This window comes from Murimonas intestini (assembly GCF_024622195.1).
Taxonomy (GTDB): domain Bacteria; phylum Bacillota; class Clostridia; order Lachnospirales; family Lachnospiraceae; genus Murimonas; species Murimonas intestini.
This window is the reverse complement of record NZ_JANKBI010000008.1, coordinates 84780-110665: the sequence shown is the minus strand read 5'-3', so window position 1 is coordinate 110665 and position 25886 is coordinate 84780. Positions and strand designations below refer to the sequence as shown.

Genomic DNA, 25886 nt, shown 5'->3' with positions numbered 1-25886 from the left:
TCTACGGGTGCGGCATTACTGCATTTCTCTGTAAATAGTTCAGAGGGTTATTTTACTTCGTATTCTTTTCAATTCCATTAAAAAAACTGATAAGTTCCTTTTCCGGCATGGGGCGGGCATAATAATAACCCTGTATATACTGGACGCCGGAAGCGGAGATCATTTTCTGCTCCTCTTCAGTCTCCACCCCTTCTGCCACAACGGACAGAGAATTGATTTTGGCCATCTCCACAATAGATTTGAGCAGAGCGTGCTGTTTCGGGTTTGTAAGGATCTGCTGCGTCAGGGAGCGGTCGATCTTGATGACATCTACCGGCAGATTCGACAGATAATTCAGGCTGCTGTACCCCACTCCAAAGTCATCCAGTGCGATGTGAAGTCCTGCCCTGCGCAGGGTATCCAGGGTGGCGGATGCCCGCTCGATGGACTGTATCAGAATACTCTCCGTGATCTCCAGAGTCACCTGGGAGGTAGCGACACCTGATTCCTGTATGAGGCGCAGGAGGTGGTCCGCACTGTTTTCAACAAGAAGCTGCTGGACTGAGAGGTTTATGCAGATACGTTCAAGGCCCAGTTCTTTGCCGTGAGAGTACATAAAACAGCAGGCCCGTTTTAAGACATAATCTCCCAACAGTTCCACCATGCCGCTGCGTTCAGCTAGGGAAATAACAAGCGCGGCTGAATGGTAACCGCCTTTGCCGTCAGGCAGCCGGACCAGCGCTTCCAGTGATGTATAGCTGTCTGCTGACAGTTTTGAGAGAGGCTGGTACCAAACCTCAAGTGTCTTGTTGTGTATACTTGATTTTAGTCTCCGGAGGATGTCAGCCTCGATGCGGATAGCCTGATTCAGCTTATTATTGTAAATAACGATCTTCTGGCCTGACTCTTTTGAGAAACGCAGTGCAGACTGTATCCTGTCAAGCAGTACTTCAGGGCTGCTGCCGTGGGCGGGATACTGACAAACTGCAATGCGCACCTGCAGCGCAAAGGAAGCATTCCCGGCAGTAACAGGGGACGTAAGCAGCTGCTGGAGACGTTTGGCAAAGGACTCTTCAGGCTCATCTGACAGGGAGATGCCTAAGAAGACGTCTCCGTTTATACGGTACAGGTAAGTGCCCAGCAGACGTGACAGGCGGTTTACCACTTCCTGGAGAATCGCATCGCCAATATCAGCGCTGAATAATTCGTTATACTGGCTGAAGGAGCATATATCTACGCAAAAAAGCCCAAACCGTCTTTTTTTATCATAGGATATGAGCATATTTGTATCCCGCAGATATTTAGGGCGGTTTCCCACACTGAACACAGGATCAGAGTATGCCAGCTGCTCTACCTGCTTACGGTATTGGTTAAAGGTTTTAGAGAGCTCCATCATGCCCGGGTCTGTGTATTCATCAAAGACAACATTGCTCTTGCCCTCGATCAGCTGCCTGCATTTCTGAGTCAGCATATATACAGGTGACTCTTTGGAACACTTCGTATAATAGGCATCGATAACAGCAGAAACAGCGTCAGCAGCACCAGATCCTGGCTGGCAGCGCATGTAGTGGTAACGGGCAGTAAGAAAGCTTTTCTCGTTTTTCAGGCGGATTTTCAGCATGAGCTCCAGAGACAGGCCTTTTGCAAAGTCCTCCTGCTGGACTTCTGTCATATCCTCGCGTACAGCCAGGATAAAAATCCCGCTGTCCAGCCGTCCGGCAATAAATGGATTCTGAATATATTCCCGAAGACGGCGCCGTATACTCTGAAGGAAAGCAGTCTCCTGATCATGCCCCATCTGCTGGGCCATCTGAGTATATCCTTCAAAAACAAGATAAAACAACTGGATGGAGGAATCTCCCTGGGAGAGCCATGCATCAAGTGAATCTGTGAAGCCGGAATAATTAAAAAGACCTGTCTGTATGTCTCTGCAGGCAACTTGTTTCAGCATATGCCTCTGCCTGGTAAGCTTAAACAGGCAGAATACAAGGCCCAGCACAAGAGCGGCGGACAGGCCGCAGAAAAGCAGTATACCGGTGCGCTGTGCAGGGCTGACCCATCCGGCGGCAGGCTGTATGCTGAGATTCCACTGGGTAGGCAGATAAAAGGAAGACTTGGCGGCATGGGAAAAATCTATATCATCCTGTGAGACGGCTATGACTTCTTTGCTGCCATTCTGAGGCCCCACCCGCCAGAGCTCGTACTCGTATCCCTGGCTGACAAGATAATCTAACCCCAGCTCCTGAAGGACATAATTGCTGTCCAGCGCAACCACTACCTCACCCATATAGGCATCATCTTCCAAATAAGGCTGTAAAAACAAAAAGACCTCCCGGGTGCCCGCAGCTGAATCAAGTTCAACCGGTCCCTCAACCACGATGTCTTTTACAACCTTAGCCAATGTATAAATATATGAAAAATCCTTAAGATTCTGTCCGTCCTGTCCGCTGAATTCAGACTCAGGAAGGGCTGCGGATATTATATCGCCCTCTATCAGACATACATACCGCACCTCCTCCTTTTCCAGGAGAGGTGCGGCAGCTGTCTTAAACCAGGAGGGATCACTGCCATGCATGATGCGGGCGGTCTGCGCGAGGGAGTCCGCTTCATTCAGGCTGCCTTTCAGCTGCAGCATCATATTCTCACTGTAAAACTGCAGGATATTTTCTGCTTCTCTTTTGCCGGAACTGGTATATTTATTCTGCAGTTTGACTTCCAGCGCCATGGTCAGCGCAAGTATCAGCAGGACCATAGCAGCATATATTAAGTACCGTCTGTTATGGATCTTCATACGTCCCTCAACTCTCATAGATTTTGTAGTAGCCTTTCCCATTCTGCTTGACGAAATACAGTGCTTCATCAGCCTGCGCTATCAGCTGTTCCAGGTCGGATTCAGGGAGGCAGACAGATACGCCGACGCTGCACTGTATGGGAATATTCTGTCCGGCGGAACCTATTTCGGAATGGAGCCTGAGGACCAGTTCATCCAGTACGCTGCGCAATTCAGCTTCATCATCCAGACCGGTCAGCAGCATGATAAATTCATCGCCTCCATACCGTCCCACAACTCCGTCATATTTCTTCTCATATTCCCGAAGGATATAGCCAATGCTTTTCAGCGCTACATCCCCTCCGCTGTGGCCATACGTATCGTTTATATGTTTAAGATTGTCCATGTCTATAAAACACAGGGCATTGACCAGCTGAGGATCCAGTTTTTTCAGGTGGGCAGCAGCCTGATTGAGGAATACAGACCGGGTAACGACGCCTGTCAGACTGTCTAAGAGGCCATTACTTGTCAAACGGATGATTTCATTAAAATCCCTGTCCTCCGGCTGTTCATCCTGGTAGATCTTCTTTTCAAGTTCCTCCACAGAATGGACGAGAATATTTACTACCTGCATCTGCCCGGCAATATAACGGCGGAGTAAAAGCAGCAGTCCAATGCAGAGCAGCACAGTCAGGCATGCTACAAGAAGCAGACTGGGAAGGACGCTTAAGAAGATGTTCCAGAAGCTGACGGAACACAGGATGTCCCACCCGGTGTTTTCTACCCTCTGGTAAGCAGTATAAAATAAGCTTCCATTCTGGTAGCTCCAATATGAACCCGGAACTGCAGCTAAAAACTGTTCCTCAAGTTTATCCGGGGTAATGCCAAATATTCTGGAGCTTCTCAGTGTATCCATGACAGGATCACCATATGGAAGCCCAGCAGTGGAGGACATGACCTGCCCCCTGGTGCCGATGAGTGTGGCTGAAGAGTTATTTACACTGTCAGCCTCCTCTAATATTTGTGTTACCTCGTCAAAATAGATGGCACAGAAGAGACATCCTGTGATGTCTCCCTGCTGGCCGAACAGGGGAACGGCTACAGTATAGTTAAGTGTAACACCGTCAGCGCCTGCGGCAAAGCTGTCGGTTACCTGGACCTGCCCGGTGGAAAAAAGGTTCTGCATATAATCACGGCTGGCAAGACTTGCCGGCTCAGAACCGTCAGAGTATACCACAATGTCAGAATCTACGTAACAAATCATCAGATACCCAAAGTGGGGAGCCATTTGATCCAGCTTTTTCACTTTATCGATAGGGGGTATGGAAGGATCGTAGAATTCAGGCAGACCTGCCAGCGATTCCAGAAGTGTGACAGACTCGTCAATACGCTGTGAGATCTGGGCATGTGTGCTGGCTAATGAAGCGTGGGCGCGGGCATTCATCAGGGAAAAGGACAAAAAACCGCCCCCCAGCATGATGACAGCCAGGATCAGCAGGCAGAACAGTGCACTGTAGCGCAGTATGGGAGAAAAAGAAATCTGCCAGTTACTGCCAGAATTCTTCTTATTATTTTTCATTTTAGTGAACCTTTCTCTATAATAAATTGGAAGTTTTATGTTTTGATAAAACTTGGTACCTGTACCAGTTAAGTATAGCATCACTGACTGGATAAATCAATATGAATGAAGCCTGTGGGGAAAAATAAACACTATCGTAAAAATGTGAACTTGTCTGACAGAGGTACACAGTCTAAAATATGATTATCAAATACATGTATGGATAGTCAGAAACAAAAATACCCCGGGATCATGGCGCCGCCCTGTGGGAAACACACAGTAAAGGAGACTGTTGGGACATGAAAAGAAGAAAAGTATTAGCGGTACTGTTAGCCGCGGCAGCAATGGTTTCAGCATTTGCAGGATGCAGCGGGAATGGCGGAAGCACGGTTGAAACAGCAGGTATTACAGAAAACACCCCTGAAGTGGTAAAGACATCTGAAAATAAAGATCTGACCCCCCTGGGAAAATATGATGAACCAATAACCATCACTACAGCAAAGGTGTCCATGGCGAACCCTCATTTTCCCGAAGGGAAATCCTCCAGCGACAATGTCACTCTTGACTGGCTGAAGGAAAAACTGAATATAGACGTAGATATCCTCTGGGAAGCAGACGGAGGGGAATATACGAATAAACTGTCCCTGGCTATTGCCTCCGGCGAGATTCCGGATATGATCTGGATCGGGAACAATGACTATAACCTGCTAAAGACACTTGTTGACAATGATATGCTGGCAGATTTGACAGATGCCTATGAAAACTGTGCCGGAGATTATATGAAAGCTACACATGCGTCGTTTGAGGGGAAGAATCTGGAGCCGCTTACATTCGACGGAAAGCTGATGGCAATACCGGGAGCCAGCCTTGGATATGCCCACGATGTACTCTGGATCAGGAAGGACTGGCTGGATAAGCTGGGCCTGGAAGAACCCAGGACGCTGGAAGATATCCAGAATATTGCAAGAGAATTTATTGCAAAGGACCCAGGAGAAAACGGGGAAGGGAACACGATCGGAATCGCACTGGATGCCGTCAGGCCTGTGGGGGGTTACGGGACATATGCCGGGCTGGAGCCAATATTTAATATGATGGATGCCTGGCCAAGACAGTGGATGGAAGACGAAAACGGAAAAGTTTATTATGGTTCCACCTCAGAGAAGATGAAAGAGGGGCTGCAAGTAGTAAGTGATATGTATGCGGAGGGGCTTCTGGATAAATCCTTTGTGGTAAGAACAAATCCGGGGGAAGTCAGCGCCCTGATTAACAGCAACCAGGTAGGGATGTATTTTGGCCCATGGTGGACAGCTTTTGAGCGCCAGGATCTGGCCAAGGAACACCCGGAGGCAGAGTGGGTAGCCGTAAATGCACCACTGGATGAAAACGGTAAGTTTAAACATATGGAGCCTTCACCGACAGCCAACTTCCTCTGTGTGCGCAAGGGATATGAGCACCCGGAAGCAATCATCAAGATGCTGAACCTGGAAAATGACATGGCACGGGGTTATATGGAAGGAGGAACAGAGGCCATGAAGCCTTATAAAGACGCAGGCACCAACTGGGTGGCACAGTATCCTACAGGTGATATCAATATTGAATATTACGATATTGTACCAAAAACAGGACATTATATAGCAGAATATCTGAAGGACGATACTTTCCAGGGAGATGATACAACCACGGAGCAGGACCGCACCAGCTGGAGATATGCCCGGGAGTATGCAGAGTCAAAGGATGTAAACAGCGCAGGCTGGGGAGAATACTATGCCAGATATATTGGGTCCACTATCCTGGATGCGCCGGAGAGCGTAGGGGTTCCTTCAGCATTTTATTATACGACTAAATCTTCTCAGGACTATAAGGCAGATTTAGACAAATTAGAAGATGAGATGTATCTGAAGATCATTACAGGAGAAGAGACAGTAGATTACTTTGATGAATTTGTTGAAACATGGGGAGTTCTGGGAGGTGACATCCTGACGCAGGAAGTCCAGGAAATAGTTGACAGCCAGAAATAGTTAAGTACCCTGCTGTAAGGGCAGAGTGAACAGAATAGACATGGAAATGGGGTTAGGCGGAGCTGCTAAGACCCCATTTTTATAAAATGGAGGTTGCCTGTGAAAAAGAAAAGACATACGCTTCCCTACCACCTGATGCTGATGCCTGGAATGGTGTTCCTTCTCATATTTTCTATTGTGCCCATGTTTGGCGCGGTGATCGCGTTCCAGAAATTTGAGCCTGTCAAAGGAATACTGGGTTCCCAGTTTGTAGGGCTTGCGAATTTTAAGAGGCTGTTTCTGATCCCGGATTCGAAGCAGATTATATTTAATACAGTCTACATAGCTGTTTTCAAGATGCTCCTGAATATTATAGTGCCCCTTTTCTTTGCGGTAGTATTAAATGAGTGCAGGAGAAAAATATTTAAAAGATGCGTCCAGACCATTGTATATCTGCCGAATTTCCTGTCCTGGGTAATCGTGGCAGTCATGCTGGGCAATATGTTTGGACCCAACGGCTTCATTAACAGCATACTTGGGATGTTCGGCCATGAACCGATTCTGTTTTTGGCCAGCAATACCTGGTTCAGACCCCTTATCATAGGATCAGATGTCTGGAAGGGCTTTGGTTATGGCGCCATCGTGTATCTGGCGGCAATTATGAATATTGACACTTCACTTTATGAGGCTGCTGATATAGACGGAGCGTCCAGGATGCAGAAAATAACAAAGATAACTGTCCCGCTTATTATGCCTACGGTGATCCTGATGGCGACCCTGAGCCTGGGAAATGTGCTTAACGCAGGTTTTGACCAGATATTTAACCTGTATTCACCTCTTGTATATGAGACGGGTGACATTATTGACACTTATGTGTACAGGATGGGACTTGTACAGCTGCAGTACAGTTTTGGTACGGCTGTGGGGCTTTTGAAATCAGCAGTCAGCTTTGTGCTGATCGTATTGTCATATAAACTGGCGGACCGGTTTGCCGGCTACCGCATTTTCTAGGAGAGGAGGAGAACGATATGAAAAAGAGAAAACATATCAGCCTGTTTGATGCTGTTGTATGGCTGATCCTGATCATCAGCGCCGCCAGCTGCCTCTTCCCGATCCTGAATACAGTGGCCATATCATTCAGCGATAAGACAAGCGCGCTTACCGGAAAGGTGGGACTGATCCCAAAGAACTTTACACTGGCGGCATATGAGGCCCTGGTCCAGGAGACCCAGTTTTTCCGTTCTTTCCTGAATTCCGTGGTAAGGGTGATCCTGGGTACGGCCATAAATATGTTCCTGTCTGTTATGATGGCCTATCCTCTGTCTAAGGATAAGACGGCATTTCCCTCCAGGAATATCTATATGTGGATCGTTGTGTTTACCATGCTGTTCAGCGGAGGGCTGATCCCCACATTCCTGCTGATCAATCAGCTGAAGCTGATGGATACCATATGGGCCCTGGTGCTCCCGGGCGCAGTGCCTGTATTCTCCGTGATCATCCTGATGAATTTCTTTAAAGGGATCCCGAAAGGCCTGGAAGAAGCGGCCGCCATGGACGGCGCCAGCCCGTGGTACATAATGTGGAGGATCTTTGTACCGCTGGCAAAACCGGCGATCGCCACAATTGCACTTTTTGCAATCGTAAATCACTGGAATGCATTCTTTGATGGCAAGATCTATATAAATTCACCGGAAAAGCTGCCCCTGCAGACATACATACAGTCTCTGACGGCAGATACGTCCAGGCGTTATGCCAACATGACGTATGACCAGATCCTGAGACAGCAGCAATTGTCCACGCTGACATTTAACAGCGCAAAGATAGTGGTCTCCATGATTCCTATTCTGGCCATCTACCCGTTTCTGCAGAAATATTTTGTGTCCGGGATTGTTATGGGGGCGGTGAAAGAGTGACATTGGATACTGAACGATTATGAGAATTAAATGTATAGGAGGAAATAAGAATGAGTTATAATGGATTAGGAACCGGCATGGGGAATTTGTCCAGGCTGTCAGATGCCAGGACACGCTCTGTCAGCCCTGAAAATTTTACAGGGGAAAAGGGAAACGGAGCAAGGGCTGTTGAGGGGACGGGCGCGGAATGCGCCAGAGAGCTGGGACAGGGATGGAAAATATCGCCTTCAGTGCGCATACCGGGCAAAAGTACAGCGGTAATGGCAGACATAGAAGGACCAGGAGCCATCCAGCATATATGGCTGACCTGTCCCCATACAGATTTCAGAAGTCTGATCATAAGGTTTTACTGGGACGGAGAGGAAACACCCTCGGTGGAAGTACCCGTGGGAGATTTCTTCTGCCAGGGATGGTGTGAGAAAGCAAACCTGTCTTCGCTGGCAGTATGTGTAAACCCGTCAGGAGGACTGAACTGTTACTGGGAGATGCCCTTCAGAAGGAGAGCCAGGATAACTATGGAGAATCTGGCAGAAGCAGAGAGTGTGCTGTACTACCAGGTGACATACTGCCTCACGGAGGTTCCGGAGGATTCTGCATATTTTCACGCACAGTTTCGGAGGGACAATCCGCTGAAGTATAAGGAAGTCCATACCGTGCTGGATAATGTGAGCGGCAGGGGGCACTACGTGGGAACGTATCTGGCATGGGGTGTAAACAACAGTAACTGGTGGGGAGAAGGGGAAATTAAATTTTATATGGACGGCGACACCGAATATCCTACAATATGCGGTACAGGGACGGAGGATTATATTGGTGGAGCATGGAATTTTGAGTTCCCGTCAGGACAGTATGGTATTTTTTCCACACCGTATTCAGGACTGCACCAGGTGATAAAGCCGGACGGCCTTTACAGGTCACAGCAGAGATTTGGCATGTACAGATGGCATATCACTGATCCCATACGGTTTGAGAAGGACCTTAAAGTAACGATACAAGCACTTGGCTGGCGTTCAGGTATGCGTTATCTTCCGCTTCAGGATGATATAGCATCAGTAGGCTACTGGTACCAGACAGAGCCCCATGCAGCGTTTCCGGGACTGGGTGCGGCAAATGATCTGGAAGTGATCTAGGAGCTGGTGGTAAATATGACAAATGAATGGAAAAGCCGTATCTGCATGTGGCTGGATACGCTGAAGGAATGTTTTTATACACCGGTGCAGCGTCTGGAATTTAGCTATTTCACAACAAGTATGCATCTGAGTCATGAGGAGGCGGCAGAGCATCCTTTCTCCCCGGCAGGGGAGGGGATGCCTTGGGGCCGGGAGTGGGAATATGGATGGTTTCGCGCTAAGCTGGTGCTGGGAAGCTGGGCGGAGGGAAAAAGAGTTGTCATGGACCTGAATCTGGGGGGTGAAGCAACTCTTTTTGTGAATGGAGAATGCTTTGGGACAAGAAGGGATGACTGGATACTGGAACGTCACCATTTTTTATGTGACAACACGGTCACAAAAGATGGAACAGAAGGTGATGAGTATGAGATTTTGGCTGAGTGCTACGGAGGACATCAAAGACCGCCCCAGAGGGGAGAATGTGCGTCCGGGCCTCTTCCCGGAGGGATCAGATGGAAAAGGGAAGATAAGAAAGCCATGCGTATACTTGGAACAAGTACGGCGGGAGTCTGGAATGAAGAGGCATATCACCTGTGGCTGGAGGCGGCGCTGCTCTATGATATATGGAAGAACGAACCGGCGGACTCCCTCCGGGCCTGTGAACTGGAGCAGGCGCTCTGTGGATTTGCAAGGATGCTGGATTTTGAGAAGAGCGGGGAAAAACTTGATAAAAATATAAAGGACTGCAGGGCATTTCTGCGTCCCTGGCTGCAGTGCCGTAATGGTTCCACGGCTCCTGTCATGCATGTGGTAGGACACGCCCATATTGATCTGGAGTGGCTGTGGCCCATTGAAGAAACGCAGAGGAAATGTGCAAGGACTATGGCGGCCCAGCTGCGGCATATGGATGAGTACCCTGAGTACAGGATGCTCCTCAGCCAGCCTTATCTCTATGAAGTGATCCGGGAGAGATACCCGGAGCTGTTTGTGAAGATGAAGGAAAAAATCAGGAACGGACAGCTTATCTGTGAGGGCGGAATGTGGGTGGAGGCTGACGTAAACCTTCCATCCGGGGAGAGCCTTATCAGACAGCTGGTATATGGCAAAAAGTATTTTAAAGAAGAGCTGGGATGTGACAGCCGCCTGTTATGGCTCCCTGATGTGTTTGGATACAGCGCCGCCCTTCCGCAGATAATGAAGAAGTGTGGAATTGAAAGATTCTCGACACATAAGATATTCTGGACTTATAATGGAGGAGAACCATTTCCGTATCACTATTTCAACTGGAAGGGAATAGACGGCACTTCGATCCCCACATTTATACATGTAGAATACAGCTCTGCCACAGATGCAGACACAGTTATAAAACGCTGGAAGAACAGGGCGCAGAAGCAGGGGCTTTGCAGATTTTTGTTTCCATTCGGGTATGGGGATGGGGGAGGCGGCGCTTCACGGGATCATATAGAAAACTGTCTTTTATTAAAAGATGTGGAGGGGGCCCCGCGTGTTCAGTTTGATGATCCAAACCACTTTTTTGATGTGATTGCCCAGGATTACGAGACAAAGCCGGAATATGTGGGTGAGCTGTACTATCAGGCCCACAGGGGGACATACACCTCCCAGGCCAGGACAAAGAGGGGTAACAGGAAATGTGAATTTGCGCTCAGGGAGGCGGAGATGACGGCAGCTCTGGCGGCTGTCCGGGGGCAAACCTATCCCCAGGAGCGGCTTGAAAAGCTGTGGAAGAGAGTCCTGCTCAACCAGTTCCATGATATTTTGCCCGGCTCTTCTATCCACAAGGTATATGAGAGGGCTGAGAAGGACTATGCAGAGGTTCTGGAGGAGCTGTCGAAAATCAAGGAAAATGCAGCAGAAAGCATTTTTCAAAAATGCTCCGGCGAGGGGATCAGCCTCTTTAATTCTCTGTCCTGGGAAAGACGTGCAGTCGTGCGCATACCGGACTCTTGGGATGGAGTATGGGATGCACAGGGAAAAGAGGTATTAGTGCAGAAGGGAAAAGAGGGCAGATTTGCGGAGGCAGTGCTGCCGCCATGTGGTATGAATATGCTCCGGCCCGAAAGGAAAGAAGCAGAGAAATGCAGACGGTCAGCGGAGCCATCCCGCTGCGGGCAAGGGGATGCTGTCTGCTGCGCATTTGAGGAAAATGGAGTCTTTGGACTTGAAAACGCATTCCTGTGTGTCCGGCTGGACAGTGCGGGTGAAGTATCTGGCATCTATGATAAAGAGTATCAGTCTGAATGGACATCAGGAACGTGCGGGCATCTGGCAATGTATCAGGATATACCGGGACATTTTGAGGCATGGGACATTGACAGTATTTACAGAGAAGTGCCTGTGCCTGTATCAGGGGAGGCCAGAATCACCATAGTAGAAAATGGCCCTGTATTTTCATCTCTTTGTGTGGAGAGGACAATAGGGCAGTCAGAAATGCTTCAGGAGATCCGTCTTTACCATGACAGCAGACGTGTGGAATTCCGGACTAAAATAGACTGGAAGGAGACACACCGCCTTTTGAAGGCAGAGTTTCCTGTAAATATAAAACCAGATGAGCTTGTCAGTGAGATCCAGTTTGGCTATGTGAAAAGGCCCAACCATGCTTCCAGGAATTACGACAGAGACAGATTTGAAGTATGCGGTCACAAATGGAGTGCGCTTAAAGAGGAAAACAGGGGGTGTGCCATATTAAATGACAGCAAGTATGGAATAAGTGCGTCAGGCAATACCATGGCGCTTACTCTGCTGAAATCCTCCACATTCCCGGACGAGTCTGCGGATATGGGGCTGCAGGAGTTTACATATGCTTTTTATTGCTGGAACGGCAGTTTCATGTCCAGCAGGACTGTACAGGAGGCATATGAGCTGAATGTACCTGTGACCGCCGCTGCAGGGCAGTGCAGCCGGGAGTCCTGGTTTGTGCTGGATACAGAACATGTGGTGATAGAGACTGTAAAAAAAGCCGAGAATGGACGGGGAACCGTACTGCGTCTATACGAATGTATGGGAGCCAGCGTCTCTTGTACACTCCAGACAAGACTGCCGGCTGAAAAAGCAGTCCTTTCAGATATGCTGGAGAGAGAAGAGCAGGAGCTGACGCTGGAGGAAGACGGCAGAAGGGTCAGGCTGGCATTTACACCTTTTGAGATAAAGACTGTGATCCTCAGTTTAATTCCGGATATCTAAGGCGGATGCCAAGAAGATACGTAAGATAAACGAGAGGTAAGAAACCCCGGTGACATAGATGGGATAAGCGGAGGTGCGGCATGGAAAAGAGAAAATTTGTGAAGTTTAAGACGATCAGGGGCAGGCTGCTCTGTTATATGGCCCTTCTTGGAATCCTGCCGCTGCTGTTGCTGGGAATTATTTCTTATCACGTATCCCGGACACTTACTATGCAGCAGGTTGTAAAAATACATGAGTATAATATTGAATCCTATGATAAAAACCTGACAGTATTATTTGAAAACATCAGACATTCAGCAAGAGATTTCATTTATGACTCTGCATCAAACATAAGGGCTGATTCCATTGTCATGCTGCTGGGAAAGGATCCCTCATATTTTAGTGAGCTCAGTGCATACCGCCAGCATGAGATCCTGGAGGAACTGGATAAAAAGACACTTTCCGTCATTCCGGAGAGCCTGATGGTAAACAGGCTGGTGCTTGATAACCAGAACGGCTTTCGGTATACAAAGAGCTATGTGGTCAGTACAGAGCCGGCTCTTTATCTGGGTACGGACAGACCTCTGGAGGAGGGGGTATATGAGGCGGCTCAGGCAGCCAACGGAAAGGAATGCTTCCTGGGAAGGAGTGAGGAGACGGGACTTTTTGACTGTGTGAAGCTGATATACAATCTGAGGAATTTTGCTCCTGTAGGCTACCTGACAATGACTATAGACAGCGGCCTGCTGGGAACAGTCCTTCCAACAGGTGAAGAGCTGGAGGGCAGCTCTTATGCAGTAGTGGACAGCACAGCAGGCGGAGAGCCAAGAGTAGTGTTTTCAGCCGGGACTGTGGAGAATCTGAAGGGAGTCATTGGGGACTACTACAGAGGCGGACTGGATATGAGGGATGGCTGGCAGGTGGGAAAAATGACAAACAGCGTGAGCGGATGGGATATCCTCTATGTACTGGACAAAGATGTCCTGGCTGTGAGCTCAAATGTGATCGGCATGGCAACCCTGGGTATCTGTCTTGTGCTTGTAGTCATTGTAGGGCTTATTGGCGTCCTGCTTACACATATCATTAACCGCCCGCTGGATAAGCTGGGAAATGCCATCAGACAGGTAGATGAGCAGGGAGACTATAAAATTACAGAAGAGTTTGGAGAGGATGAGATTGGCCAGATCGGGCGGCGTTTTAAAAGAATGGTAGAGCAGAATCTCGCCCTGAAGGACAGTCTGTATGAGACGGGAATGAGGCAGAAGGAAGCTCAGCTGCAGGCTCTGCAGGCACAGATCAATCCTCATTTTCTCTATAATACGCTGGATTCCATATATCTGATGACGCAGATGGGCAGGCCAAAGGAAGCAGGGGATATGACACTGGCCCTGTCGGAGATCTTTAAGCTGAGCCTGAACCATGGAAGAGAATTTACAAAGGTCAAGGAAGAGGTAAGCCATGTGACAAACTATCTCTATATACAGAAAATGAGATATGGAGAAAAGCTGAATTTTTTGATTGATGTGGCAGATGATATGATGGAAGAGAGGATGCTGAAGCTTATCCTGCAGCCCATTGTAGAAAATGCCATCTACCACGGGCTGGAGCCGAAGCTGGGGCAGGGGACTGTGAGGATAAGTGGGCGTATGGCAGATGGAGAGCTTATTTTTGAGATAGAGGATAATGGCGTGGGAATGGAGAAGGATGACTGGAAAAAGGGATATGGGCTGACAAATGTACGGCAGCGCATACAGCTCTACTATGGAGTGACATATGACCTTGAGGTAGAAAGCCGGCCCGGTGAGGGAACGAGGATCACAGTCAGGCTGCCTGCAGGAGTGCAGACGGCGGGCATGAGATGGGAGGACTGAGACAAATGGTAAAGGCAGTAATATTGGATGATGAATATCTGGTCATCGATGCAATGAAGGCCCTGGTGGACTGGGAAAAGTACGGGATTACCATAGCGGGCACAGCCATGGACGGCATCAGTGGATTTGACCTCATTGTAAAGGAACGTCCGCAGATCGTACTGACAGACATCAGGATGCCGGGGATGGACGGACTTTCCATCATAGAAAAAGTAAAATGTATCTATCCTGGTATCCAGTTTATACTGTTCAGCGGGTACACAGATTTCGAGTATGCCAAGAAAGCGATCGTCCTTGGAGTGCTGGACTATATTGTGAAGCCTGTCACTGCGGCAAAGGTGGAGGAAGCGCTGCGGAAGGCCCTGGGAAATCTCGGTCTTCTAAAGAGCAGTGAAGAGACAAGAGAGCTGGTGAAGGAGGAGCTTATACGGGCAGGTGAAGCGGCAAAAGAGAACTGGGATGCAGCCGGGATGCCCATTTCTATTGAGGATATACGCGGGTGCATGATCCTGGTATGCAGTGTGCCCGTACAGAACCTGCGGATAAGGGAATTTCTTAATCACAGCACAGGACTTAAAAAATACGGAGTATTTTACAGCGTCTATCCCCAGATGCAGATGGTCATGTGCCTGGCAGCTGTAAACAGCCATAAGGAAGAGCTTCAAAAGAGTCTGGAGGGAGTTTTAAGAATCTGGCAGCAGGATTATGAAGAGGCATATATAGGATTCTCCTACGCAGCGGCAGTGCAGACAAAGATACCGGAGGTGTTTGCACAGGCAAAGGAGGCTATGGCATATGGACAGTTCCTGGGAAATACCCAGCCGGTAGATTATCAGATGCTCCGTCAGAGTAAAAGGCTGCCTGATAATATCCAGAAATGCGAGAGGGCAATTTTAGAGGCTGTCAGGGTGAACCGCACGGAAGAGATTGAAGAATCCGTATCTGATTTTATTATGGAGTGCAGAGACAAGAATACAGGTCCGGAACTGGTCAAGCACTTTGTTCTGGAGACTATATACAGCGCACTTGGCCTTATGAAGGAGCAGACAGGCGGCATGGGAGAAGGAATATTCACAGACGGGGAGGAAACGCCTGCTCATGTGGAGGTCGGCAGATGCACCAATTATCCGGAATTAAGAAGCTGTTTCTTCCAGAAGCTCTGTGACATCAGCAGGACTATGGAGAATGTGAGGGCAGGGGGCAGGAAACGCTCGGAGATCCAGGAGGTACAGAATTATATCCACAGCCATTACAGGGATGACCTTACGCTGTTTGACCTCTCAGAAAAGGCCAGGATGACACCGGCTTATTTCAGTAGCGTATTCAGGCAGGAGGTTGGAACAACTTATATAAAATATCTGACACAGGTGAGGATGGAAAAAGCCAAACAGCTTTTGAATGAAGGGTATAAGGTGTTTGAAGTCAGCCAGATGGTGGGATATGAAAACTACAGGTATTTTTGTGTGCTGTTTAAGAAGTATACGGGTGTTACTGCACAGCAGTATAAGGGGGTAACAAAGAATTAAAACTGCAGAGAAAGAGGGTTTTAGGGAAAGGGCGCTGCTCTATTCATCTACATTGATGGATTAGCAGCGCCCTTTTCAAAAACAGAGCAGCTTTCACTAAAAATTGTGGCATGTAAATTGACTTTTGTCCAAAACTACAGTAATATTATATACTATAGGTACGCAGATTTTAAAGGGCAATAAATGACTGCTGCAGAAATTTTATCTGCAAGAACGGAAGGCAAATAAACAGGTGACTATATGAGCAATGAAGGTTTTCAGTATCAGAAAATATTTCAGACCTTAAAATATAAGATTGAGTCCGGGTTAATGCCAAAAGGATGTGTTCTTCCCTCTTCAGCCAGGCTCTGCAGGGAATACAAAGTATCTGATAAAACAATACGGCGTGTATTTGCCATGTTAACTGATGAAGGATTGATAGAAACAAGGGAAAGAAAGCGTGCTGTTGTTATTTTTGATAAATCCATGTCAGTTCCACCGGTACAGACTTTAAAAGAGCCAGACCCCGCTGCAATGACAGATGTTTTCAAAACAGGGGAATTACTTTGTCATCCTTTGATATGCAGGGGGATGTCTTTATGCTGTGAAGATGACTGGACAATTTCTGAACAGTTGATTTGCCAGATGGATCCCGCGTTTCCCAGCCTTTTTTGGAAAAACTCGAAATTATTCTGGAGATTCTTTATTGCCAAATGCAATAATGAATTGGCTTTATGCGCGGTGGACAGCCTTGGTTTTTTAGATCTGGAGTATAAATCCTATTCCGTCAGTATACGCATCAACTATAAAAATGATCTGTTGGAATTTGTGAATAAAGTAAAAAGTTATCCTTACACAGAGGCGGAGCTGCAAAATTTACTTTCTGAGTTTTTTAATTTAACACCGGTAACGACAAAACATTTTGAGAGTTTTGTTCCCGAAGATTCTCCTTTCAGAACAGGCATTTTAAATACGGAAAAATGGGAGAAGATTGCCGAAGAGCATTACATGACTGTGTATCTGGATATACTTGGGCTGATAGCGGCAGGCGGTTACCGTCCCGGAGATCAGCTGCCCTCGCACATAATTCTGCAGAGGCGGTATGGCGTCAGTGTAACTACTACACTGCAGGCGATACAGATGCTGAAACAACAGGGAGTGGTAGAGACGGTCAGAGGGAGGGGGATTTTTGTATCAGCAGACCTCCCGGCATTGGATAATATCTCTATTCCACGCAGGCTCATCGTCAAATATAGTAAACAATATTTGGAGACTGTAGAACTGCTTACTATTACGGTCAGAGGTGCGGCGCTCCATACAGCAATGGCTGTATCTCGTGAACAGGTGCAGGCCCTGCTGCAAAATGTAAAGGAAATGAAAGATGTCAGCAATCTGTATCAGCCTGCACCCATCGTTATTCTTGAGTTTTTAACAGATAATCTGCCCTGCGGGGGAATGCGTGCAGTTTATATGACTCTCCTGGAAAACTACCACATTGGACGGAAGATCCCAAACCTTGTAAATCCTCAAAATGCTTCTAAAAAGCTGGAGCTGCACCGCAGATGTGTCAGTGCGGTGCAGGCTCTGCTGGATGGACATTCTGAAGAATTTGCAAAGCAGACTGCAGAGATGTTTTATTATACGCAGCAGCAGACCATATCGGAATACAGGCGGTTAAATTATCTGGAAGCACTGGAGCCTTATAAGGACTCTCAGGTGTGAGAATAGTATGTAAAACGCAATGTGTCGGTTCACAAGCACGGTTCATGATAAAATGGAATATATAAGGAGGTCTTGTATGAAACCTGTAACAAAAAGGGGAATATTAAAGAGAAGATTTTTAGGCGTATGTTTAGCATTTTTAATGATAGCCATTCCCGCTTTTCCGGCAGCAGCCGCTGCGGCAGAACCGGTTGTGCTTCGGGTGCCTTTTCCGGAGGTTCCAGGTTTTACTATGCTTGATGAACAGGGACATCATTATGGATTGGTAGTGGACTACTTAAATGAGATTGCCAAATACACCGGTTGGACATATGATTATATCAGCACCTCGGGAAATGACATGGTGAATGATTTTATAGCTGGAAAATACGACCTGATGGGCGGCACCTATTACGCCGAATCACTTGAGCAATATTTCGCATACCCGGATTATAGCTGTGGCAGTACAAAATCTGTCCTGCTGGCACGAGGGGATGACAAATCCATACGCGGCTATGATTACAAAGATCTGGAAGGAAAGATCATCGGGGTTGTTGAACGGGCGGCTGAACATGTGCGCCGGCTGGAGGAATTTTTATCAATAAATGGACTGCACTGTACCATCAGGAAATATGGGCCTGAGGAAGTCGCAGCGGGCCAGATTGACAAGGATCTGGCAGATGGCATCATCGATGCCAAGCTGGGGAATATAACGGATGATACCGGGGAATTCCGTGCAGTGGCCTATATTGACGCACAGCTCCACTACATTGTAGCGCAGCCGGACAACCCTGAGATATTGGAACAGCTCAATTGGGCCATGAGCAAAATCATGTCTGCGAATCCTGATTTTTCCAGCCAGCTCTATAGTAAATATTTTGATGCCACCAGCGCGCGTAATTTGCTGCTGACCGATGAAGAGTGGGAATATGTTCAAAATAAAGGAACAGTAACAGTGGCGGTTCCCAGTTACTTCCATCCTTTTTACTGTGCAGATACAGAAGATGGCGGGCACGATGGCATAGTCCCTGAGCTGCTTGATAAAATAAACCAGCAGTACGGTCTGGAATTTTCCTGTGTTTTTGCCGACAGCTATGCACAGACACTGCAGATGGTAGTACAGGGGGAAGCCGATATGGCAGGCTTCTTCTATAATGATATTAGTGATGACGTCCAGAGCCAGCTGGCTGCATCTGCTCCCTATTCCACGCTAACTGACCTGATCGTCCGCAATAAATCAGTGACCTATCCGGGAGAGGACCTTACCTGTGGTTTGCTCAAAGGCCGTCAGATGCCGGAGTATGCAAGGGCCAGCCATATAAAATATTATGAAACAGTGTATGAGGTGCTCTGCGCCGTGAATACTGGTGAGGTGGATTTTGCCTGTGGCCTGGCTGCTCATATGGAGCAGGTAATGCAGGATAATATATTTAACAATGTTGTTCCTGTCAGCCAGTCGGAGACACGTGTGGAGTTCAGCTTCGCCATGCCAATGCCGGCAGATCCCAATTTGCTAACTATAATCAATAAAGGCATCAACAGTCTCTCTGAACAAGAAAAAATGGCTATTGTGGATCATAATTTTGTTTCCATAGGAGAGTCTTCCACTACGCTGCGCCAATTCATTGAAGGAAACCCCATATCAGCGGTACTTGTCATTGCTGCTTTTTCCCTGCTTATAGTTATTGCCATAGCAATCATTTCCAAAATGAGGATCCAGGCAGCCAACATGCAAAAGGCCGTTACAAAAGCGGAGGCAAAAAGTAAGGCAAAAAGTGAGTTCTTCTCCCGCATGAGTCACGAGATCCGGACACCCATGAATGCTATCGTGGGATTTTCCACACTTCTTTCCATGAAGGATAATGTTCCTGATGATGCTAAAGAAATCCTGACTAAACTCAATACCTCGTCTCAATATCTTTTGGGGCTGATCAATGATATTTTGGATATGAGCCGTATTGACAGCGGCATGCTGCAGATTGCAAGTGAAAACTTTTCTCTCAGCCTGGTACTTGATGAGATCTGCAGCATTATGCAGGCCCAGGCCCAGCGCAAGCAGATAAAGCTTTCAAGTAAGACCAGCCTGAACCACACTGATTTATTGGGGGATGCCATCCGTCTCAAGCAGGTACTCATGAACCTGCTCTCTAATGCCATTAAATTTACACCTGCAGGCGGCCAGGTGTGCCTGACTGTAGAAGAAACAGGGGCAGACAGAACAAAAGCGGCTTATCTGTTCAGCGTTTCTGATACAGGCGTAGGGATTGCCGAAGAGGATATGTCCCGTATTTTTGAGTCATTTGAGCAGGTTGGCAGCAATCATTCCCGCAGCCAGGGAACAGGACTGGGACTTCCTATCAGCCTTAATATAGTGGAGTGTATGGGGGGAAGACTGCAGGTGAAAAGCCAGCCCGGAAAGGGCAGTGAGTTTTATTTCAGCATTTCCATGCCATTTGGAGAGATAACTAAAGCAGTTCCCTCAGAGACTGTGGAAAATTCATTTGAAGGTATGTGCTTTTTGTTGGTGGAGGACAATGTTCTCAATGCTGAAATTGCCTCTGATCTGCTGTCCTTTGAAGGAGCGCAGGTTGAACTGGCCACTGACGGTGTTCAGGCTGTGGCCCGGTTTTTACAAAGTGAGACGGGACATTTTGACTTGATTTTGATGGATGTGCAGATGCCAAATATGAACGGGCTGGATGCAGCCAGGGCTATAAGGGCCTCTGACCATCCTGACGCCCAGTCTGTTCCAATTATTGCGCTCACGGCAAACACGTTCCAGGAGGACCGGGATATGGCACGTGAAGCAGGGATGAATGATTTCCTGGCAAAACCTTTGGATATGGAGCAGATACACATTGTACTGCAGAAGTGGCTCCGCAGAAAAGACTGATGTTCTCATGAACATAAAACGAACAGAGGCCTGACAGCTTCAGGCTGTCAGGCCTCTGACGGAGATGGAGGGATTTGAACTCTCGCACCGGGATTACCGGCCTGCCGCATTTCGAGTGCGGTCCCTTCAGCCGCTTGGGTACATCTCCTTGTCTTGATAACCCATGTATCTGTCGGGCTAACGCTATAATTATAACTATACAGGGAAAGATAGTCAATGGATTTTTGAAATTATTTCTTCTGAACGGTTACCCGTTACTGTTCACACGTCACCATCCCGCTATTCAGATAAAAACATTGTGATAATCCACGAAGTATTATATAATAGAAGTATTGGTAATGGTATAAAAATAAAATAGAATAGGATGTGAAGTTGTCATGAAAAGAATCGGTATGTTAACGAGCGGCGGCGACTGCCAGGCATTAAACGCAGCTATGCGAGGAGTTGTAAAGGGGTTGAGCGCTAATCTGGACGAGCTGGAAGTATATGGCTTTGCAGATGGCTACAAAGGCCTGATTTATGGTAATTACAGGATGCTGACATCGAAAGATTTCTCCGGTATCCTTACTAAAGGCGGAACTATCCTGGGATCTTCCAGACAGCCCTTTAAGATGATGCGTGTGCCTGATGAAAATGGCCTTGACAAAGTAGAGGCCATGAAGCAGAATTACTATAAGCTGCGTCTTGACTGCCTTGTTATCCTTGGCGGGAACGGGACTCAGAAGACAGCAAACCTGCTTCGGGAAGAAGGGCTGAATATTATTCATCTGCCCAAGACAATCGACAATGATATCTGGGGCACGGACATGACCTTTGGATTCCAGAGCGCTGTTAATATTGCCACAGATGCCATTGACTGCATCCATACCACAGCAGCATCACACAACAGGGTATTCATAGTGGAGGTAATGGGACATAAAGTCGGCTGGCTGACTCTGCACGCAGGGATTGCGGGCGGCGCTGACATTATCCTGATTCCGGAAATCCCATACGATATTGACAAGGTCGTGGAGGCTATCGAAAAGCGTACAAAGGCAGGAAAGGGATTCACGATCCTGGCTGTGGCTGAGGGAGCCATCTCGAAGGAGGATGCAAAGCTGTCCAAGAAAGAATTAAAGGAAAAAATGAAGAATTACTCATATCCGTCAGTTTCCTATGAGCTTGCAGATGAGATCCTGAAAAGGACAGGCACTGAGATCAGGATCACCGTTCCGGGGCATACCCAGAGGGGCGGAACACCATGTCCGTATGACAGGGTACTGTCTTCCAGGCTCGGGGCTTCGGCAGCTAAATTAATTTTGGATAATGATTATGGATACATGGTTGGAATTGTGAATAATAAAGTAAAGAAGGTTCCTCTGGGTGAGGTGGCAGGCAAGCTGAAAATGGTTTCACCTGATGACCAGATCATCCAGGAAGCCAAGTTAATGGGCCTCAGCTTTGGGGATTAAGTAAACGAAGGCTGGTCAATGCAGTGCAGCAGGCTGATGCTGCACTGTCTGGCATTAAAGATAGAATGGAGAGCAGGTCATGGGCTATACTGCTTTATATAGAAAGTTCCGTCCCTCATCCTTTGCCGATGTCAAGGGACAGGATCACATAGTGACAACATTGCAGAACCAGATAAAGGCAGACAGGATCGGACATGCCTATTTATTCTGCGGTACCAGAGGTACCGGAAAGACGACAATAGCAAAAATACTGGCAAAAGCGGTGAATTGTGAACATCCGGTGGATGGCAATCCATGCGGGGAATGCGATACATGCAGGGCCATAGCGGCGGGAACCTCCATGAATGTGATTGAGATCGACGCCGCTTCCAACAACGGCGTTGACAACATTCGAGAGATAAGGGATGAGGTGGCGTATTCTCCGGCAGAAGGCCGCTATAAGGTATACATCATTGATGAGGTTCATATGCTGTCAATAGGAGCATTTAACGCACTCTTAAAGACGCTGGAGGAACCTCCTTCTTATGTTATCTTCATCCTGGCTACGACAGAAGCACACAAGATTCCAATTACGATCCTGTCCAGGTGCCAGAGGTATGATTTCAAGAGGATAGATATTGAAACAATTGCATCGCGGCTGCGGGACCTGATGGATCAGGAGCAGGTGGATGTGGAGGAGAAGGCGCTGCGTTATATCGCAAAAAAGGCGGACGGCTCCATGCGTGATGCCTTGAGCCTCCTGGACCAGTGCATCGCATTTTATCTGGGCCAGAAGCTGACTTATGATCACGTGCTGGAGGTGCTGGGGGCTGTAGATACAGATGTATTCAGTAAACTATTGCGCGAGATCCTGAAAAATGATATAGTATCGGTGATTTCTACATTAGAAGAGCTCATTATGCAGGGCAGGGAGATAGGCCAGATGGTATCTGACTTTACCTGGTATATAAGAAACCTGATGCTGGTGAAGTCCTCGGAGAATATGGAAGATGTGCTGGACGTATCTACTGAGAATCTGAGGCAGCTGGAGGAAGAGGCGGCTATGGTGAGGGAGGATACCCTCATGCGCTATATCAGAGTGCTTTCTGAGCTGTCCAATCAGATCCGGTACTCCTCCTCCAGGCGCGTTCTGGTGGAGATGGCCTTTATGAAGCTGTGCAGACCGCAGATGGAGAGGGATGAAATATCTCTGACAGAGCGGGTACGCATATTAGAGAAGAAGCTGGAAGAGTATGCGGCTGCATTCCAGTCGGGAATGGTCCCACAGGGTATGCTGCAGTCTTCTGGGGGTGCCAGAGGGCAGGCAGTCTATGGGGAAACCTGGGGCAGCCAGTCAGGAGCGGAGGCAGGAAACCAGGCGTCAGTAGGTCAGTCAGGGGCCGCTGCTTCGGGAATGTCGGCGGCGGGGCAGCCTTTGGGTGCGGCAGGAATGGGAATATCCCCTGCAGATCTGCCCAAGGCGGCGCCAAAGGACCTTCAGCAGGTCAAAGCACTGTGGAAGAGTATTATAGCTCAGACACACGGCAGGTTCAGGGTAGTCCTCTCATCTGCAGAGCCAAAGTACAATACATCAGGCGGGGATGAGCGGCTTTTTGTGGCTTTTGCAGATTTTCTGGCGGAACCTTATATTAATAATGAAGAGGCCAAAGCAGAACTGGAGCAGCTTATAGCTGCCAAGATAGGAAAACATGTGGAGGTACAGATGGTGCTGCAGGCAGATGAGCATTTGTCTAAGGGACATCTTGCAGATATTGATGTAGAAGGAGTATTAAAAGAAGCAATACACACTGAAATCATGATAGAAGATTAAGGAGGAAGATAGAAATGGCAAAACGTGGAGGATTTCCTGGCGGAGGAATGCCTGGCAACATGAACAACCTGATGAAGCAGGCTCAGAAAATGCAGAAGCAGATGGAAGAGAACCAGAAGATTCTTGAAGAAAAGGAATTTACAGCAACAGCAGGCGGCGGAGCAGTAGAGGTGACTGTTTCAGGAAAAAAAGAAGTGACTAAGGTGAAGCTTACAGAAGAAGTAGTTGATCCGGACGATATAGAGATGCTCGAGGATCTGATCATGGCGGCTACAAATGAAGCTCTCCGCAAGATGGAAGAGGAGCAGGCTTCAGCCATGTCTAAGCTGACAGGCGGTCTTGGGGGCCTGGGCGGAGGGTTTCCGTTCTAATGGATTATTACAGCAGCCAAATCAGCAGGTTAATTGAAGAGTTGGCAAAATTGCCGGGCGTGGGAGCGAAATCAGCGCAGCGCCTGGCTTTTCACATTATCAATCAGCCTCTGGAAGATGTAAAAAGGCTTTCAGACGCCATCCTGGAAGCAAAGAAAAATGTGCGGTACTGCTCACAGTGCTGTACGCTGACAGATGAAGAGCTCTGTCCAATATGCCGGAACCCCAAGCGCGACCAGAGTACTATTATGGTTGTGGAGAACAGCAGGGATCTGGCTGCCTATGAAAAGACTGCGAAGTTTGAAGGGGTCTATCACGTGCTTCAGGGAGCCATCTCACCTATGCTTGGCATCGGTCCAAACGACATACGTTTGAAGGAATTGATGACAAGGCTTCAGGGAGATATAAAGGAAGTAATTATAGCTACAAATTCCAGTCTGGAAGGCGAGACGACAGCCATGTATATCAGCAAGCTGATTAAGCCTACAGGGATCAAGGTCAGCCGTATAGCCAGCGGAGTGCCCGTGGGCGGGGATCTGGAATACATAGATGAAGTGACTCTGCTGCGTGCACTGGAAGGCAGGGTAGAATTATAAGGAAGGCGGGTATGCTCCGGATGGGGCTTACCCGCCTGATTAAATTCAGCTGCTTTTTTCAATTGTATCAATGGGGCTTGCCCAGATTTCCAGAGAATTTATATCTTTATCAGCTGTAAAGTATTTTTCTGCAGAGAAGGGCCGGGTGGTGAGAGCGTGTTTTGGAAGCCATGTGGAAAATAAGTACCTGCTGGCCTGATCCAGAGCGTTGGTGACAAGCTCCTTAAAAGATTCCGCTTCTACCCTGCATACAATATATTCTCCGGCCTCCAGTGACTGTACTGTTAATCCATCCGCTGTGTATGTGCTGATGTCTGAGGGGATTGCCAAACCGCCGGCAAAATACTTGAAGGTTCCTGATCCTGGGTCTGCGCCATAACACATGCCCAGTTCAGTGTTATCCTGAAACAGGCCGGCCAAATCATCTTTTTTATCGTGGAACTGCTGCCAGAGCTGCCCCGGCACGTCGATTCCTGTACTCTCGCCCGCCGGGATCTGCTCTGAGATATTTACAGCACCTTCGTACCCCAGGTAAATTTCAGGTTCTGTAAGAGTCCTTCTGTAAATCTCCAGGATAATGTTTCCTGTAATCAGGGGGAATCCTTCATCAATCAGCACATATCCCATAGAGATTTCAGGCTTATTAAACGTATTGAGCATTACGGAGGATTTCCTGTAATCTTCAGGTGTGATATGATAGACCTCCTTGAAAGCGCGTGTGAAGCCGGCATGGCTTGAAAATCCGCACTCCATGGCAGCATCAATGATCCTGCATTCTGGATTATCCAGAATATCAGCTGCTTTGGCCAGCCGCCGGAGTTTGATATATTCCTGCACAGGCTTTTTCACCAGCCGTTTAAACAGCCTCTGATAATAAAAGGGAGAAAGGCAGGCTAAGTCTGCCAGTGTATCAGTCTGTATTTCTCCGGTCAGATTCTCTTCTATAAAGTTTAAAGTTTTTTCTATCGCTTCCCATGAATGCATCGCAGCACCTCCTGTGTTTTATGATTGGAGTATACCATATGAGGACTGGCAGGGCTTTACTGTGTATGCTTTTTTCCTTATTTATTTCATTTGCGATTTTCTGTGATCTCACAATTACCTGCAGAATAGTTATTATTTGGATTAACTAAAAAGGCTGCCCTAAAATAATGGGCAGACCTTTATTAGTATAGTTTGTGT

General features: G+C 47.7%; 16 protein-coding genes and 1 tRNA gene. 13 read left to right on the top strand and 4 right to left on the bottom strand.

Going from position 1 to position 25886, the window contains the following annotated elements; genetic code table 11:
• Positions 1 to 52: 52 nt before the first annotated feature.
• Together NSB28_RS13140 and NSB28_RS13135 are read right to left on the bottom strand one after the other, a co-directional pair.
• Entirely contained in the window at positions 53 to 2770 is a 2718-nt protein-coding gene (locus tag NSB28_RS13140) for a bifunctional diguanylate cyclase/phosphodiesterase (RefSeq protein ID WP_109626023.1), read from the bottom strand.
• A gap of 7 nt (positions 2771 to 2777) precedes the next feature.
• A complete protein-coding gene (locus NSB28_RS13135; RefSeq protein ID WP_109625784.1) occupies positions 2778 to 4328 on the bottom strand; it encodes a sensor domain-containing diguanylate cyclase in 1551 nt (516 codons plus the stop codon).
• A gap of 278 nt (positions 4329 to 4606) precedes the next feature.
• Here NSB28_RS13135 and NSB28_RS13130 point away from each other — a divergent pair, with 278 nt between their 5' ends.
• The 9 genes from NSB28_RS13130 (at position 4607) to NSB28_RS13090 (ending at position 20476) form a co-directional block, all read left to right on the top strand.
• The gene (locus NSB28_RS13130; protein WP_109625783.1) at positions 4607 to 6325 is read left to right on the top strand and encodes an extracellular solute-binding protein; all 1719 of its coding nucleotides are present in this window, start codon (positions 4607 to 4609) and stop codon (positions 6323 to 6325) included.
• Positions 6326 to 6424: 99 nt separating this feature from the next.
• Positions 6425 to 7315: an ABC transporter permease gene (locus NSB28_RS13125; protein WP_109625782.1), complete on the top strand. Its 891-nt coding sequence runs from the start codon at positions 6425 to 6427 to the stop codon at positions 7313 to 7315.
• 17 nt (positions 7316 to 7332) lie between these two features.
• The gene (locus tag NSB28_RS13120; RefSeq protein WP_109625781.1) at positions 7333 to 8217 is read left to right on the top strand and encodes a carbohydrate ABC transporter permease; all 885 of its coding nucleotides are present in this window, start codon (positions 7333 to 7335) and stop codon (positions 8215 to 8217) included.
• 50 nt (positions 8218 to 8267) lie between these two features.
• The gene (locus NSB28_RS13115) at positions 8268 to 9347 is read left to right on the top strand and encodes a glycoside hydrolase family 172 protein (RefSeq protein ID WP_109625780.1); all 1080 of its coding nucleotides are present in this window, start codon (positions 8268 to 8270) and stop codon (positions 9345 to 9347) included.
• 15 nt (positions 9348 to 9362) lie between these two features.
• Complete coding sequence (locus NSB28_RS13110) at positions 9363 to 12527, top strand: alpha-mannosidase (protein WP_109625779.1); 3165 nt, start codon at positions 9363 to 9365, stop codon at positions 12525 to 12527.
• An 80-nt stretch (positions 12528 to 12607) separates the two neighbouring features.
• Positions 12608 to 14377 carry a sensor histidine kinase gene (locus tag NSB28_RS13105; protein WP_109625778.1) on the top strand — a complete coding sequence of 590 codons (1770 nt, stop codon included), beginning with the start codon at positions 12608 to 12610 and terminating at the stop codon, positions 14375 to 14377.
• 5 nt (positions 14378 to 14382) lie between these two features.
• Positions 14383 to 15903, top strand: coding sequence for a response regulator transcription factor (locus NSB28_RS13100; RefSeq protein WP_257497783.1), 1521 nt, complete (start codon positions 14383 to 14385; stop codon positions 15901 to 15903).
• Between the two features lie 240 nt (positions 15904 to 16143).
• Positions 16144 to 17604: a GntR family transcriptional regulator gene (locus tag NSB28_RS13095; protein ID WP_109625776.1), complete on the top strand. Its 1461-nt coding sequence runs from the start codon at positions 16144 to 16146 to the stop codon at positions 17602 to 17604.
• 76 nt (positions 17605 to 17680) lie between these two features.
• Complete coding sequence (locus NSB28_RS13090; RefSeq protein ID WP_109625775.1) at positions 17681 to 20476, top strand: ATP-binding protein; 2796 nt, start codon at positions 17681 to 17683, stop codon at positions 20474 to 20476.
• Positions 20477 to 20535: 59 nt separating this feature from the next.
• On the opposite strand, the gene NSB28_RS13085 is transcribed toward NSB28_RS13090, so the two are convergent.
• Positions 20536 to 20624 (bottom strand) — tRNA-Ser (locus tag NSB28_RS13085).
• Positions 20625 to 20853: 229 nt separating this feature from the next.
• On the opposite strand from NSB28_RS13085, the gene NSB28_RS13080 reads away from it, so the two are divergent.
• From NSB28_RS13080 to recR, 4 genes are all read left to right on the top strand, one after another.
• Complete coding sequence (locus tag NSB28_RS13080; RefSeq protein ID WP_109625774.1) at positions 20854 to 21927, top strand: 6-phosphofructokinase; 1074 nt, start codon at positions 20854 to 20856, stop codon at positions 21925 to 21927.
• Positions 21928 to 22006: 79 nt separating this feature from the next.
• Positions 22007 to 23737 (top strand): DNA polymerase III subunit gamma/tau, encoded by a 1731-nt coding sequence (gene dnaX, locus NSB28_RS13075; protein WP_109625773.1) that lies wholly within the window; start codon positions 22007 to 22009, stop codon positions 23735 to 23737.
• A gap of 14 nt (positions 23738 to 23751) precedes the next feature.
• A complete protein-coding gene (locus NSB28_RS13070) occupies positions 23752 to 24108 on the top strand; it encodes a YbaB/EbfC family nucleoid-associated protein (RefSeq protein ID WP_109625772.1) in 357 nt (118 codons plus the stop codon).
• Positions 24108 to 24704, top strand: coding sequence for a recombination mediator RecR (gene recR / locus NSB28_RS13065; RefSeq protein ID WP_109625771.1), 597 nt, complete (start codon positions 24108 to 24110; stop codon positions 24702 to 24704). Before NSB28_RS13070 ends, recR begins: the two co-directional genes overlap by 1 nt.
• 45 nt (positions 24705 to 24749) lie before the next feature.
• On the opposite strand, the gene NSB28_RS13060 is transcribed toward recR, so the two are convergent.
• A complete protein-coding gene (locus tag NSB28_RS13060) occupies positions 24750 to 25688 on the bottom strand; it encodes an AraC family transcriptional regulator (RefSeq protein WP_109625770.1) in 939 nt (312 codons plus the stop codon).
• Positions 25689 to 25886: the final 198 nt, after the last annotated feature.

Bases quoted from the DNA above. Each gene is read 5' to 3' on its own strand.
- NSB28_RS13140 (WP_109626023.1), bottom strand. From the start codon at position 2,770: ATGAAGATCCATAACAGACGGTACTTAATATATGCTGCTATGGTCCTG.
- NSB28_RS13135 (WP_109625784.1), bottom strand. From the start codon at position 4,328: ATGAAAAATAATAAGAAGAATTCTGGCAGTAACTGGCAGATTTCTTTT.
- NSB28_RS13130 (WP_109625783.1), top strand. From the start codon at position 4,607: ATGAAAAGAAGAAAAGTATTAGCGGTACTGTTAGCCGCGGCAGCAATG.
- NSB28_RS13120 (WP_109625781.1), top strand. From the start codon at position 7,333: ATGAAAAAGAGAAAACATATCAGCCTGTTTGATGCTGTTGTATGGCTG.
- NSB28_RS13115 (WP_109625780.1), top strand. From the start codon at position 8,268: ATGAGTTATAATGGATTAGGAACCGGCATGGGGAATTTGTCCAGGCTG.
- NSB28_RS13110 (WP_109625779.1), top strand. From the start codon at position 9,363: ATGACAAATGAATGGAAAAGCCGTATCTGCATGTGGCTGGATACGCTG.
- NSB28_RS13105 (WP_109625778.1), top strand. From the start codon at position 12,608: ATGGAAAAGAGAAAATTTGTGAAGTTTAAGACGATCAGGGGCAGGCTG.
- NSB28_RS13100 (WP_257497783.1), top strand. From the start codon at position 14,383: ATGGTAAAGGCAGTAATATTGGATGATGAATATCTGGTCATCGATGCA.
- NSB28_RS13095 (WP_109625776.1), top strand. From the start codon at position 16,144: ATGAGCAATGAAGGTTTTCAGTATCAGAAAATATTTCAGACCTTAAAA.
- NSB28_RS13090 (WP_109625775.1), top strand. From the start codon at position 17,681: ATGAAACCTGTAACAAAAAGGGGAATATTAAAGAGAAGATTTTTAGGC.
- NSB28_RS13080 (WP_109625774.1), top strand. From the start codon at position 20,854: ATGAAAAGAATCGGTATGTTAACGAGCGGCGGCGACTGCCAGGCATTA.
- dnaX (WP_109625773.1), top strand. From the start codon at position 22,007: ATGGGCTATACTGCTTTATATAGAAAGTTCCGTCCCTCATCCTTTGCC.
- NSB28_RS13070 (WP_109625772.1), top strand. From the start codon at position 23,752: ATGGCAAAACGTGGAGGATTTCCTGGCGGAGGAATGCCTGGCAACATG.
- recR (WP_109625771.1), top strand. From the start codon at position 24,108: ATGGATTATTACAGCAGCCAAATCAGCAGGTTAATTGAAGAGTTGGCA.
- NSB28_RS13060 (WP_109625770.1), bottom strand. From the start codon at position 25,688: ATGCATTCATGGGAAGCGATAGAAAAAACTTTAAACTTTATAGAAGAG.